This is a genomic window from Clostridium intestinale (genome assembly GCF_035905475.1).
GTDB classification, from domain to species: domain Bacteria; phylum Bacillota; class Clostridia; order Clostridiales; family Clostridiaceae; genus Clostridium_T; species Clostridium_T intestinale.
Map to the genome: position 1 here is coordinate 622,274 of NZ_CP121166.1, position 13,389 is coordinate 635,662.

13 protein-coding genes are annotated in these 13,389 nt (G+C 29.5%); 8 read left to right on the forward strand and 5 right to left on the reverse strand.

The window, feature by feature from the left end:
* Positions 1 to 41: 41 nt before the first annotated feature.
* The 3 genes from P8F83_RS03055 to P8F83_RS03065 all read right to left on the reverse strand — a co-directional run bounded on the left by P8F83_RS03055 (position 42) and on the right by P8F83_RS03065 (position 2,959).
* Entirely contained in the window at positions 42 to 755 is a 714-nt protein-coding gene (locus P8F83_RS03055) for a GntR family transcriptional regulator (RefSeq protein WP_326513402.1), read from the reverse strand.
* A 90-nt stretch (positions 756 to 845) separates the two neighbouring features.
* Positions 846 to 2,198: an NDP-sugar synthase gene (locus tag P8F83_RS03060; protein ID WP_326513403.1), complete on the reverse strand. Its 1,353-nt coding sequence runs from the start codon at positions 2,196 to 2,198 to the stop codon at positions 846 to 848.
* A gap of 20 nt (positions 2,199 to 2,218) precedes the next feature.
* Positions 2,219 to 2,959 (reverse strand): SIS domain-containing protein, encoded by a 741-nt coding sequence (locus P8F83_RS03065; RefSeq protein ID WP_326513404.1) that lies wholly within the window; start codon positions 2,957 to 2,959, stop codon positions 2,219 to 2,221.
* A gap of 222 nt (positions 2,960 to 3,181) precedes the next feature.
* Here P8F83_RS03065 and P8F83_RS03070 point away from each other — a divergent pair, with 222 nt between their 5' ends.
* From P8F83_RS03070 to P8F83_RS03085, 4 genes are all read left to right on the forward strand, one after another.
* Positions 3,182 to 3,862, forward strand: a complete 681-nt coding sequence (locus tag P8F83_RS03070) for a response regulator transcription factor (protein ID WP_326513405.1) — start codon at positions 3,182 to 3,184, stop codon at positions 3,860 to 3,862.
* 90 nt (positions 3,863 to 3,952) lie between these two features.
* Positions 3,953 to 4,876, forward strand: coding sequence for an ABC transporter ATP-binding protein (locus tag P8F83_RS03075; RefSeq protein ID WP_326513406.1), 924 nt, complete (start codon positions 3,953 to 3,955; stop codon positions 4,874 to 4,876).
* Positions 4,869 to 5,663: an ABC transporter permease gene (locus P8F83_RS03080; RefSeq protein WP_326513407.1), complete on the forward strand. Its 795-nt coding sequence runs from the start codon at positions 4,869 to 4,871 to the stop codon at positions 5,661 to 5,663. The genes P8F83_RS03075 and P8F83_RS03080 overlap by 8 nt, the downstream gene beginning before the upstream one ends.
* 11 nt (positions 5,664 to 5,674) lie before the next feature.
* Complete coding sequence (locus P8F83_RS03085; protein WP_326513408.1) at positions 5,675 to 6,568, forward strand: sensor histidine kinase; 894 nt, start codon at positions 5,675 to 5,677, stop codon at positions 6,566 to 6,568.
* A gap of 23 nt (positions 6,569 to 6,591) precedes the next feature.
* Here the strand turns inward: P8F83_RS03085 and P8F83_RS03090 are convergent, their stop codons facing one another.
* Positions 6,592 to 6,912 carry a hypothetical protein gene (locus P8F83_RS03090; RefSeq protein ID WP_139259301.1) on the reverse strand — a complete coding sequence of 107 codons (321 nt, stop codon included), beginning with the start codon at positions 6,910 to 6,912 and terminating at the stop codon, positions 6,592 to 6,594.
* Positions 6,913 to 7,146: 234 nt separating this feature from the next.
* On the opposite strand from P8F83_RS03090, the gene P8F83_RS03095 reads away from it, so the two are divergent.
* The 3 genes from P8F83_RS03095 (at position 7,147) to P8F83_RS03105 (ending at position 10,448) form a co-directional block, all read left to right on the forward strand.
* Complete coding sequence (locus P8F83_RS03095; protein WP_073017280.1) at positions 7,147 to 8,199, forward strand: inorganic phosphate transporter; 1,053 nt, start codon at positions 7,147 to 7,149, stop codon at positions 8,197 to 8,199.
* Between the two features lie 38 nt (positions 8,200 to 8,237).
* Positions 8,238 to 8,861 (forward strand): DUF47 domain-containing protein, encoded by a 624-nt coding sequence (locus P8F83_RS03100; RefSeq protein WP_326513409.1) that lies wholly within the window; start codon positions 8,238 to 8,240, stop codon positions 8,859 to 8,861.
* 147 nt (positions 8,862 to 9,008) lie between these two features.
* Positions 9,009 to 10,448: an ATP-binding protein gene (locus P8F83_RS03105; RefSeq protein ID WP_326513410.1), complete on the forward strand. Its 1,440-nt coding sequence runs from the start codon at positions 9,009 to 9,011 to the stop codon at positions 10,446 to 10,448.
* Positions 10,449 to 10,503: 55 nt separating this feature from the next.
* On the opposite strand, the gene P8F83_RS03110 is transcribed toward P8F83_RS03105, so the two are convergent.
* Entirely contained in the window at positions 10,504 to 12,486 is a 1,983-nt protein-coding gene (locus P8F83_RS03110) for an acyltransferase family protein (RefSeq protein WP_326513411.1), read from the reverse strand.
* 183 nt (positions 12,487 to 12,669) lie between these two features.
* Here P8F83_RS03110 and P8F83_RS03115 point away from each other — a divergent pair, with 183 nt between their 5' ends.
* Positions 12,670 to 13,386, forward strand: a complete 717-nt coding sequence (locus P8F83_RS03115) for an ABC transporter ATP-binding protein (RefSeq protein ID WP_326513412.1) — start codon at positions 12,670 to 12,672, stop codon at positions 13,384 to 13,386.
* Positions 13,387 to 13,389 lie beyond the last annotated feature (3 nt).

Genomic DNA, 13,389 nt, shown 5'->3' on the forward strand with positions numbered 1-13,389 from the left:
AACTGTCCCATAGATTATTTTAAAATCTATGGGACAAAAATTTATTTATATATAGTTTGAACTAAGTAGAAACTGTCTGTTTGATAATAAGAATTTCCAATATTAAAAGGCTTACCATTTGATAGGCAGGCTGAAATCTCCATATAAATTAATGCACTGTTTTCTTGTATATTTAAATAGGTTGCTAGTTTTTGATTAGCATTAACAGCCGTAATTTTTTGATCCACATATTCATAGGTAATTCCTAAAGAAGATAGATATTCATAAATGGATGTTTTAGAAACTTCTTCAGGTATTTCCTTTACTATATTTGCATCAAAATATTCTAATTCATAACAGATTGCTATGTTATTAGCATAACGTATTCTTTCAACTTTCCATATAGGAGAATCCACTGGAACTTGAAGAGCTTCAGAAATATCCTCATCTGCTTGAAGTTTTTCTAATGATAGAAGTTCAGTAGAGGGCTTAAGACCTCTTTTTTTAGCTTCCGAACTAAAACCTACACCACTTTTAAATCCAAAATATTTTGGAAGAGGATTTACAAAGGTTCCTATTCCTTTTTTCTTATTAAGCACTTTGCTATTAACAAGCTCCTCTAAACCTTTTCTTACAGTTACTCTTGAAACATTAAGTTTATCAGAAAGTTCATTTTCAGATTCAATCATTTGATGAGGTCTATATAATCCATTTTTAATATTTGAAAGAACATAGTCTATGACTAATTCATATTTAGTTTGAGTAGTATTTTCCATCTTTAATATGTCCATCCTTATATATCAATATTAGTTACTTTTGATTTAAATTATATTAAAAAAGTGTAGTATTAGCAACTAATTAAGTTTTTACCAGCCATATTTTTCAGATCCCCATTCTTTAATGATAAGTTCTTGCTTTTTTAAAACAATTTTTCCATGATCTATATCTTCATCTACAATTAAACCAGGATATAAAGCACAGTTAGAACCTATTTTACAGCCAGGTAAAAATATATTGTTAATTCCTGTTCTAGTAAAGTCTCCAATAAAAACAGCATTAGTATTTTTACCAGAATAGTTTTTACCATCAACTTTTTGAACTTGGCTTGAGTCGTTAAATCTTAAAATACCCGATACACAAGCAGCTGCTATATCAACGTATTTTCCGATAACTCCAAATATTTCACTATAATGTACGGCTGACACCCCATCCATGGTTAATCCTTTAATTTCAGCATTATGACCTATTTTATTATCTTTTCCTATAACAGAATTGAGGCCTATTTTAGCATAATCTTTTATATATGTGTTATCCCCAATATAATTATTACCTTCTAAAATAACTCCATTATCAATAAATACATTGTCACCTATGATACAATTACCATTTATAACAACGTTCTTACCAATCATGCTGTTTTTTCCTAGCTTTACAAAACCATTTAATACAGCAGATGGATCAATATCTATATTATTTTGAGCTTGGGCAGACATTTCAGTGCAAAGTTTATTAATATAATATTCATTGGCATTTAGTAAGTCCCAAGGGAACTTTAAGCTAAAGACATCAAAGTCAGTTTCAATTGAGTAAATATTATCAGTTTCTAAAACATTATTTAATCCATTTTCAAAAAAATACTCTTGAGGAGGCATTGCTCCCGAAATGTTTTTCTCAAAACCTATATCAGCTTGAAGTGCTGATTTTAGGTTATCATGACTTAAAGTAAAGATTCCAGAAACCTTATGAGTAACATAGTGCTCACGGGGATGTCCCAAGAAAACTTTAACTTTACCATTTTCAACATTTGCACAAATATGATCTATAGAGGGCTCATTGTTTTTTATAACTAGAGTTTTATTAGTATAATTTGATGAGAGGAATTTTTCTACATCGGAGTCTGTTACTACGCTATTACCATAATAAATTAGAAAATCTTCTTTAATATCTCCACTAGCTTGTTTAAGAGCAGATTTTAAATCATTATTTGATATATCTATATAGTTAATATTAGTATAATGTCTTAAAGTAAACTGTACTTGATCTTTTCTGTGATTAATGATTAAATAAATATCTTTTTCTAAAAACGAGTTATTAAGTAGCTGTTTAACTATTCTTTCTATATTAGAGGTATCAACAATTGGCAAACAAGCTGGTTGCCAGTTTAAATCATAAGGAAACATTTTTGATTCTTTATAGTGACATAATAAAATAGCTTTCATTAAAACCCTCCTTATTAATTTTATTTCCAGTAGCCATAGTATTTACTAAATAAGTTATCGTTATATTCATCAGCGCCATCTAAGTTTGAGCTTTTAAATACAGGTACATCAACGCCTCTTTCTACTAATTTTGCTACTGTTGCTACTATAATACTTTGTGCTATTCCTATACCAGTAAAATCAGAAGTTGGACCAAGATCAGCATCTAAACCTTCTATACGATAAGCTGCATCACCTTTTGGAGCACAATTATCAATTACAACATCAGAAACTTCAAACATTAATTTGCCAGATGAATGTCTAGAAGTAACATTTTTAGAATGTGATAAGGAGGTCATAGAAATAACTTTTGTTCCCCTCTTTTTAGCTTCTATGCACATTTCAACAGGAACATTATTTCTTCCAGAGTTTGATATCACCATCAAAGTATCTTTTTCATCAACCTTGTATAAATCTAAAATGTTTTTTGAATATCCATCTAAACGTTCGAGATAAGTACTTTTATTAGGCATCTGATGAAGCATAAGCTCTGGTGTTAATATTGCTTTAACAAAAGCTAGTCCACCAGCACGAATATATATTTCTTCGGCAACCATATGAGAGTGACCTGATCCAAAAACATAAAAACGTCCACCTTTTTCACATGAGTCAGATACTAATTCAGCAGCCTTTTCAATAGAATCAACTTCATTTTCTATTACCTTATTCCAAGTTTCATTTAAATATTTAAGATAATCAAGGGTAATTTTTTTACTGTTCATAATTAACACTCCTATTATTTTTTACTTGTCCTCACACATATAATTATATTATATATTTACAACTTGTCAATACAAGCAGAAAATATAAGTTATAAATGAAATTAATATGTAGACAGAAATCTAGTGAAAAATATAATATAAAAGTAAAGGGTAAAAGGATTATAATAATATAAGGAAAACTATTTTAAGTAGAAATAGTATTAAAAGAAGGATGATATTTAAATGAAAAATATTTTAGTAATAGAAGATAATAAAGACGTAAATAATATGCTTTCAGAGGAGCTTATTGATTCTGGGTATAAGGTTAAATCAATATATACTGGAACAGAAGGTCTTAAAGAAGTTAAAGAAAGTAACTATGATTTAATTTTGCTGGATATTATGCTTCCATATAAAAGTGGAGATGAAATTCTTAAGGAGATTAGAACATTTTCTGATGTACCAGTCATAATCATTTCTGCAAAGGATATGGTAGGAACTAAGATTGATCTTTTGAAAATAGGGGCAGATGATTATATAACTAAACCTTTTGATTTAGGAGAGGTTGTTGCAAGGGTTGAATCTAATTTAAGAAGAACGAGTAGACAGATACAAGGTAGCAAGAAATTTACCTATAAGGATTTAACTCTAGATGATAATAGAAAACAAGTTATGGTTAATGATGTTGAGATTGAACTTACTGCCAAGGAGTATATGCTTCTAGAAATGCTAATAAAAAACTCAGGTAAGGTTTTTAGTAAATCTAACCTTTATGAATCAATATGGAAGGAAGAATATCTTGGAGATGATAATACAGTAAAAATTCATATAAGTAACCTACGTAATAAATTAAAGAAGATAAACCCTGATGAAGAATATATAGAAACTGTATGGGGACTGGGATATAGATTATATAAAAATTAATTATCTGTTTTTAAACACTTTTATTCAAAGTCTTAACCTTTTCTAAACCTTTGAAATTTATACTAAAACTAGAGAGGACGGGTGAGTTAGATGAATAAATATATTTTAAAAACAAATAACCTGAAGAAAAGTTATAATGGTATAAATGCATTAAATGATGTATCTCTAACTTTAGAATCTGGTAAGATATACGGATTAATTGGACAAAATGGTGCTGGAAAGTCTACTTTTATGAAACTTGTGACAGGACTAAGTTTTCCAACTAGCGGAAGTATAGAACTTTTTGGGCATGTAGGAGAAAAAGAACTTCAACTAGAACGTAAAAGAATAGGTGCTATGATAGAGTATCCAAGTCTAGCTTCCAACATGACTGCAAAAGATAATTTAAGATTTCATAGAATTATGAAGGGGATACCTAATAAAGTGATTGAGGATGAACTATTAGAACTTGTAGGACTTTCTGATACAGGAAAAAAGAAAGCTAAAAATTTTTCGTTAGGAATGAAGCAAAGGCTTGGAATAGCAATAGCGTTAATAGGAAATCCTGAACTTCTTATTTTAGATGAACCTATAAATGGACTTGACCCATTAGGAGTAGTTGAGATTCGTAACCTATTAAAAAAGCTGTGTGAAGAGAAGCAAGTTACAATTTTAATATCAAGTCATAATCTTCCTGAACTTTATCAAACGGCTACTGATTATATAATAATCCATAAAGGGGAAATAAAAGAGACTCTTACCCTTGAAAAACTTGAAGAAAACTGCAAACATCATATTCTCATTAACTGTGATAGCCCAGAAAAGTTAGCTAGTATATTAGAAACAGAATTAAAGACTAATAATTTTAAAGTTATGCCAAATAGAGAAGTTAAACTTTATGATTATTTAGATAAAAAGGATTTAGTTGCAAAGGTGATATTTGAAAATGGAATAATTACAACTAATTTCTCCGCTCAAGGAGATACACTTGAGAATTACTTTATTTCTGTAATAGGAGGGAATGTGAATGTTTAATTTAATTCAAGCCGATTTATTTAAAATGCGTAAAACAGTTGCTATCAAGGTGTTATTTTTAATTACAACCCTAAGTTCCTTAATAATGGCAGTAATAGCTTATTCAATAGCAAAGGGAAGCTTTGATGGAATGAATGGAATTGGTTTTATGTTTTCTGATATCAATATAATTAGTATCTTGGGTGGAGTTATGGCTGGTATTTTTATAAGTGGAGACTTTGAGAATAAAATAATCCATGGATCAGTTTCAAGTGGAAATAGTAGAGGGGCAGTTATAATAAGTAAAGCAGTTACATTTTTCTGCTCAATTATAGTTATTCTTATACCATATGTTGTTGTGACTATAGTAGCACTTAATATAGGTAATAAGTTCAATATGGGAAATGTGGCTTTAGGATTTTTAAATGTCATGACTATTGATTATGGAACAGTTTTTTCTTCTGCAGAGGTATTGAAACTATTAGGAGTAATTATTACTTTAATAATAGTATATGTAGCTCAACTAAGTATTTGTGTACCTATAGCACTTACTACTAAAAAGCCAGTTATAGTTGTAGGAATTTATTATGGAGTTACTATTCTTGTTGCACAGCTCTCAGCACTTGGTGAAAATAATTCAGTTCTTAAAAATATCCTATCATTCATGCCTTATGGAGGCAATTATACACTTATCAACTTAAATACAGGAACAGCAGATATAGTAAAAGCTGTAACTGTAAGTTTAGTATTTATTGTTTTAATGCTTGGAGTAACTTATAGTTTATTTAGAAAAGCAGAAATTAAGTAGAAAGAAAGGTTGTGGAAGCTTTGTTAATTGTCTTTGGAGTTATAATTATATTTTTGATAAGTTATATAGTGTATCTCCAACATCAACTGCGAAGTATTAGCAATCAATTAAATAAAAGAAGGTTAGAAAAGACAAGGCAACCAATTTCTATAGAACTTATAAATTCTGAACTTAATAAACTTGTAGCTAATATTAATAAATGTTTAAAAGATGAGGAAATTCTTAGACTCAATGATACAAAAAAGGAAAATCAATTTAAAGAAATGATAGCAAATATCTCTCATGATTTAAGAACTCCGCTTACTGCAATAAAGGGATATCAGCAGCTTCTACTAAAAGGAGAACTATCAGAGGAACAAACTAGAAAGTTAGAGATAGCTCAAAAACATGCTGATGAGCTTGGGATATTAATAGAAAACTTTTTTGAATACTCCTATGTTTTAAACATAGAAGCGAAACCTAAGCTTGAAAGTATTAATATTACAAACTTAGTTGAACAATGTATTGTGGAATCAATTGAGGTTCTTGAAGATAAAAATCTTGTAGTACACTTTAATCCACAACAGGCTATATTTGTTTTAGGGGATAAAAAGATGCTTACTAGGGTTATCCAAAACTTGATACGTAATTGTTCCATTCATTCAGCTGGAGATATAGAAGTAAAAGTTATAGAAAATGAACAAGGAATCATTTCTTTCAAAAATCCTATGAAACATAGTTCAAAAATAGATGTAAAAAGATTATTTGAACGTTTCTATACTGGTGATAAAGCAAGAGGAAAAACTACTGGTCTAGGACTGTCTATTGTTAAATTATTAGTTGAGCAGATGAATGGAAAGGTTCGGGGGATAATAAAAGAAAATTATCTAGAGATTCAGGTTCAAATTCCTTTGAATAAAAAATAACTACTTAGATTCACACTAAGTAGTTATTTTTTTAATTTTATGTACCCTCTTTTTAAGGCCATTTCTTCTAATATTATAGTTAAAGCACCTATAGATAAAATTGTAACTATAAGAGAAATAATTGAAACCATTTTATTAGATATTATTGTATTTACTAGCGATATTAAGAGAAATATAATTGCAGCCATGCTACCCAAATTAAATTGTACTTTATAGAAGGAATTATTTACTACAAGTAAAGGTCTTTTACTTAATGGACGAATTAAAGTTTTTTTCTTATAACACATAAAGGCATGTGCAAATGTGATAATGGCTAAAAAGCCGTAAATTAAAGCAATATTCATAGCTAATCCTTTCTTAGAAATACGTCTCAATATATAATAACACACCAGCCATTAAGAGTAAAATTCTTTAATTAAATTTTAGAAGTACATGCCCTTTATAGAGAAGGAAATTTTTATAAAATATTGAATTATATTAATATATAGATAAAGTTTTTTACTTAATCATAAATAAAGAATAAGAAAGATATAATTTGTTAGAATGAGAAATTAACTTAAAATGAGAGGAGATATGTTATGACTATTTCTTTCAATGATTTTCTTAGTCAAATGTTAGATAATCCAGCATTGTTAATTACTACGATTTTAACTTTAGGAGTAGTTCTAGTAAATGGATGGACAGATGCACCTAATGCTATTGCAACCTGTGTTTCTACTAGAGCAATAAGTCCTCGTTCAGCTATTTTAATGGCAGCTGTGTTTAATTTTTTTGGAGTATTTATAATGACAATTATAAATGCAAATGTTGCGCAGACTATATATAATATGGTGGATTTTGGTGGTGATTCTAAGTATGCACTTATAGCTTTATGTGCGGCTTTATTTGCTATTGTTGTGTGGGCAACGGCTGCATGGTATTTTGGAATTCCAACAAGTGAAAGTCACGCTTTAATAGCAGGAATATCTGGAGCTGCAATAGCACTTCAAGGTGGATTTAATGGTATTAATGGGGCTGAGTGGATAAAGGTTATATATGGATTAATATTATCTACAGTGTTAGGTTTTGGAATGGGCTGGTTTACAGTAAAGTCCGTAGAATTTATATGTAGAGGTTTTGATAGGAGAAAAACTAATAGATTTTTCCAAGGAGCTCAGGTTTGTGGAGGAGCTGCAATGGCCTTTATGCATGGGGCTCAAGATGGACAAAAGTTCATGGGGGTATTTATGCTTGGAATATTTTTAGCAAATGGACAAAGTTCTGTTTCAAATTTTGTTATTCCTATATGGCTCATGGTACTTTGTTCTGTAGTTATGGCGTTAGGAACTTCTATAGGTGGATATAAAATCATTAAGGCTGTGGGAATGGACATGGTAAAATTAGAAAAATATCAAGGTTTTTCAGCAGATTTATCAGCAGCAGGATGCCTTTTGTTATCATCATTAACAGGAATTCCTGTAAGTACTACTCACACTAAAACTACTTCTATAATGGGAGTTGGAGCAGCTAAAAGAATTAGATCAGTTAACTGGGGAAAGGTTAATGAAATGGTTTTAACATGGGTACTTACTTTTCCAGGTTGTGGGCTTATAGGACTTATAATGGCTAAATTTTTTATTTGGATATTTTAATATAGATTTTAACTAACTGAGAGGAGACCGGTTAAAAAATGAGAAACAAAAAAGGTAATGACTATTTTGAATTATTAATGGAGCTATCAAATTTTTCTTGTACTGCAGTTTCTTTACTTCATGATACTTTATCAAACTTTGATGTAAACAAATTAGATGAAAAGATAGTAGAAATGCATGATATCGAACATAGTGCAGATATCAAAAAACATGAGATGATGAACAAACTTATAAAAGAATTCATTACACCTATTGAAAGAGATGATATTATAGAACTTTCTCATCATATCGATAATTTAACTGATGATATTGAAGATATACTAGTAAAGATATACACTTTTAATATAAGTACCATGAGACAAGAAGCGCTAGACTTTTGTGATTTGATTTTAAAAGGATGTGATAAGGTTAAGGCCTTGATGGAAGAATTTCAACACTTTAAAAAATCACAGAAGATACATATTTTAATAGAAGATATAAATTCATTAGAGGAAGAGGGAGATAGGCTCTACACTACAACAATAAGAAATCTTTATATAAATCTTAAAGATCCTATAGAGTTAATGAGTTGGAAAGATACCTTTAGATATTTTGAAAAGTGCTGTGATGCTTGTGAAAGTGTAGCGACTGTAGTAGAAAGAGTAATAATGAAAAATTCATAATAATTAAAAGGGCTACTTATAAAAATTCAGTAGTCCTTTTGTTAACTTTACTTAAACTTTAAAATCATTTATAAATATTATATAATATGGTAAAATTGAAAGATGAAGTTAATACCTATTTTTTGCTTTTAGGAAGGAAGGTAGTATATGTTACAACAGTCGTTTGAAGAAGAAGCAGAATATATTAAGGCCTCCAAAAAGAGATGCAAGCTATTAGGAATGGATACTAATAAAGTTCAAATACCTAAAGTTGTAATGACAAAAGATGAGTTAGCTAGAAAAAAAGAAGAATATAAAGAAGTTTTAGAGGTTGCAAGTTTTTTTAGCAATAAAATAATTAATTCACTTAAGGGAACACCTATACTGGTTGTTATATCTGATGATAAAGGTTTTTTACTTGATACCTTAGGAGATAAAACTATAGAAAATACTGCGAGAGATCTTTGGATTAAGCCAGGTGTTCAGTTTACAGAGGATGCTATGGGGACAAATACTGTTAGTTTATGTATTGAAGAAAAAGCTCCTGTTCAGCTTATAGGAACTAATCATTATCATAAACATTTATATAAAAGTGCCTGTTATTCTGTACCTTTTTACAATTCAGATGATGGAAAGTTAATTGGAACCATAAGTGTTATGACAGCTGTAATACTTCATAATCCACTTTTTCTAGTAACTTTATCAACTGTAGTAGATTCTATAGAACGTGAATTATTACTTAGAAAACAAAATCGGGAGATAAGCAGACAACAAAAATTACTTTATGAATCAGAAAAGGCTCAAAGAGAAATCTTGGAGCAGGATTTAATTAGGAAGGATGAGTTTATAACATTAATAACTCATGAATTTAAAACCCCAATCAATGTAATTTATTCAGCAATTCAGTTAATTGAAAAGATACATATTAAAAATGTTTCTGAGCCGGTCAAAAAACTTTTAGGAAGTATGAAAAGAAATACTTTTAGGCAAATAAGGCTTGTAAATAACATAGTAGACATAACGAAATTGAGTTCAGAAGAAATGAAGCTGAATTTGAGAAAAATGGATATTGTATGGATTACAAGATTTATAACTCAATGGGTACTAGATTATGCAGAGCAAAAGGACATAGATCTAGATTTTGAGAGTAATGTAGAGAGTAGAGATTTAATTATAGATAACGAGATATATGAACGTATACTTTTAAATCTCATATCAAATGCTATAAAGTTTACACCAGAGGGTGGTACCATTATGGTTAGCATTAATGAAAATAAAGAAGCTCAAACAGTTGATATATCTGTAAAGGACAGTGGAATAGGGATAGCTAAAGATAAGTATGAATTAATATTTAAACCCTTTGGACAAGCTGAGAATAATCTTTCAAGGCAGGCAGAGGGGAGTGGAATGGGTTTAGCTTTAGTAAAAAAATTAGTTGAGATGTTGGGTGGAAACATAAAGCTTGAAAGTGAATTAGAGAAAGGTAGCACATTTACTGTTACTCTTCCGATTGGAAATGACTTTAAAGATAAAAAAAGTGGAAATCAGGTAGATGGGGATAAACTTATGAATGCTATTAATGTTGAGTTTTCAGATATTTATTTCTAAAATTACATATATGTTTTATAAACAGCCCCTGTAAAAAGACAGGGGCTGTTTACTTTTAGTTTATCTTTTCTAGGTGATAACCTTTTTGTTCTAACTGCTTTAATATACTATCGTCTCCTTGAAGATAGTTTGTAGATAAGACTATAAAGTAATTTTTATTTTCTTTAATATAGCCATCTATTTTAGATGAGTACTCTGATTTAAGTTTTGAATATAAAGATTGGTCATAGTTATTTACTAAGGTGTTAAGTTTAGTAAAGTTTTCTTTTTCTGACTCTGGAACTATATACTGCTCATCATAAGACTTCTCTATAGCCTCTAAATCACTTTTTTTCCAAGCTTCTAAACGATCTAAGCTCTTTTTAGTAGAATCCTCATTATAGTATTTAAGTAGTTTAAGTGATGCATCGCCTACTTCATCTGGAGGATTTGCTAAATCATCATAAAGCTTATAGATATCTCCAATTGAAACGACAGGTTTATCAGTTTTTCTAGCACTATATAAGAAATAGATATCAGGAATATAAGCTTGGTCAACCTTAGCTTGAGCTAAATATACAGAAATACAGTTTTGTGCTAAATATGAAGCTTTAAATTGTTTAACCTTATCATAATCCGCTTTAAAGTAAGAGACTTTTTCTTTATAAATATCAATTGCATCAGAAGAAACATGATTTTCAACATTATCACCTTTTTCATAGAGAAGTTTATTATTGATTTTAGGCCCATCAATTTTATCAAGTTCTACTTCAAGTGCTAAAGCTTCAGAAGACTTAAAAGCTTCTTCAACCTTTGGTGATAATGGGTATAAGTTTTTATCACCAACATCTAAAGAACCATACAAGTAAATGCTACTAGTACCAGATGATATTTTCCACATGGGACCAACTATATTTGATGATGGTGCATTTTCATCAAGTTTTAAATCTATCGATGGACTTATTCCATTGCTGTTTGTTGTTTTTGATGGACCTTTTGATGATACAAGACCTATGATTAATGCAACAACTAACAAACTTGCCATTAATCTAATTTCTTTTTTCTTATTTAAGGTGTAGAATGGAACTTTTTTTCTAACTATAAAATAAGAAAGAGGTACAACAACTAAGGTTACCATGAGAAAAACTAAAAAAGAGTTAGAGGAAACCTTAGGTAAAAGTCCATAAACAAGGAATTGAAGAAGTTCATGAAGACAATATATCCAAAGGCTCATGTCTCTTAATAGTTTAGCTTTTCTATCAGATAGCACTTTCTTAGACCTCAAAGATAACAAAAATATACAAGAAACTAAAAATATAAGAGAAATATACATGTTATTATCTCTTGATATGTTGTTTGATATAAGTACATAGGCCTCAGAAGCAAATATCACAGCAGAAAACAATGTTAATGCTTTGAGATGTTTGAGTTTGTTTTTCATATCATATTTGCTTATTAAAACTCCTAGAGTCAAAAAAGGTAAACCAAAACAAAGCCCATTTCTTGTATAAACAAAAACAGCTGAATACATTTCTACCAGATTTTCTAAAGGAGTTCCTACCACTAATCCATAATATGAATCACCTATAAGACCTAGTGCATATAAAACTAAACTTACTATTACTAAAGGTTTAATCCAGTTTTTCTTTAAAAATAAGTACAAAACACTTATTGAGAATATCAATGCAGGAAAAAACCAAAGACTTGGAGACACCCCATTAAATAAAAGATTTTTAACTAACTCCAAAATGTTTGAGTTTCTGCTTTTTATAAAACTAAATAAAATCACTGTATAAACAACTGTAGAAATTAAATAATACTTTAATATTCTTATAATGTACGCTTTTAAATATCCTTCATTATTAAACCTCTCATAAAAGAAGTAACCAGAAGCTATGAAGAAAAATGGAACAGCTATTCTTGCAATTCCTAAACTTAAAACCTTTCCTGGAACATCTCCAAAGGAATATAAGGCTGAGGTGTGAATTGATATAACTAAAATTGCACAAACAAACCTCAGTACATCTACTTGATAATATCTTTCTTTAACATTTTCCATAAAATTAACTCCCCCTTCTACTATATATACTGTTACAAATAGAAAAATCTATCAATTTTAAACCTCTAAATAATACATTTTTTAAATTGAAATGTCATTTTAAGGTTAGGTTAAGGTTATTCATGTTTCTGAGAAAGATTTAGAAATTATTATAAGAGTATGAAATGAGAAAGGTGGATGACCATGAAAAATGAAGATGTTATTTTAGAAGTTAAACATTTAAAAAAAGGGTACAAGGAAACAGAAGTATTAAAAGACATCAGTTTTGAGATGAAAAAAGGAAGTATAATGGGCCTTCTTGGAAGAAATGGAGCAGGTAAAACAACATTACTCAAATGCATCTTGGGACTAAATGCTCTATATGAGGGTGAGATATTATTTATGAACCATCAAATTAACCATGAAGATGAGGCAGTAAAAAAGAAAATAGGTTCTTTAGTTGATGTAACATTTTTTGGAGACTTAACTGCCTATGATAATTTAAAACTTTCCATGATGATAACTAAGGATTTTTCTATGAAAAACATCAAAAGTAAGATAGAAGAACTTTTAGCTCTTGTTGATTTATCTAAAGATAAAAACAAGAAGGTTAAGAACTTTTCCTTTGGAATGAAGCAAAGACTTGCATTAGCTCAGGCTTTTATAGCTGAACCAGAACTTTTGATTTTAGATGAACCTTTTGTTGGACTAGATCCTGCTGGAATATGTGATATGAAGGATTTTCTGAAAAACATCATAAAAGAAAAGAAAACATCGATTATCTTTTCAAGTCATCAGTTAGATGAGGTTGAAGATTTAGCAGAGGATATCATAGTTTTAAAAGATGGATATATAAACTATGATGACAGCTATGAAAACATCAAAAACAACAATATATCATTATTAGATTTAATAAGGTAGGTG

Coding starts and splice junctions, on each gene's coding strand:
- P8F83_RS03055 (WP_326513402.1), bottom strand. CDS start 755: ATGGAAAATACTACTCAAACTAAATATGAATTAGTCATAGACTATGTT.
- P8F83_RS03060 (WP_326513403.1), bottom strand. CDS start 2,198: ATGAAAGCTATTTTATTATGTCACTATAAAGAATCAAAAATGTTTCCT.
- P8F83_RS03065 (WP_326513404.1), bottom strand. CDS start 2,959: ATGAACAGTAAAAAAATTACCCTTGATTATCTTAAATATTTAAATGAA.
- P8F83_RS03070 (WP_326513405.1), top strand. CDS start 3,182: ATGAAAAATATTTTAGTAATAGAAGATAATAAAGACGTAAATAATATG.
- P8F83_RS03075 (WP_326513406.1), top strand. CDS start 3,953: ATGAATAAATATATTTTAAAAACAAATAACCTGAAGAAAAGTTATAAT.
- P8F83_RS03080 (WP_326513407.1), top strand. CDS start 4,869: ATGTTTAATTTAATTCAAGCCGATTTATTTAAAATGCGTAAAACAGTT.
- P8F83_RS03090 (WP_139259301.1), bottom strand. CDS start 6,912: ATGAATATTGCTTTAATTTACGGCTTTTTAGCCATTATCACATTTGCA.
- P8F83_RS03095 (WP_073017280.1), top strand. CDS start 7,147: ATGACTATTTCTTTCAATGATTTTCTTAGTCAAATGTTAGATAATCCA.
- P8F83_RS03100 (WP_326513409.1), top strand. CDS start 8,238: ATGAGAAACAAAAAAGGTAATGACTATTTTGAATTATTAATGGAGCTA.
- P8F83_RS03105 (WP_326513410.1), top strand. CDS start 9,009: ATGTTACAACAGTCGTTTGAAGAAGAAGCAGAATATATTAAGGCCTCC.
- P8F83_RS03110 (WP_326513411.1), bottom strand. CDS start 12,486: ATGGAAAATGTTAAAGAAAGATATTATCAAGTAGATGTACTGAGGTTT.
- P8F83_RS03115 (WP_326513412.1), top strand. CDS start 12,670: ATGAAAAATGAAGATGTTATTTTAGAAGTTAAACATTTAAAAAAAGGG.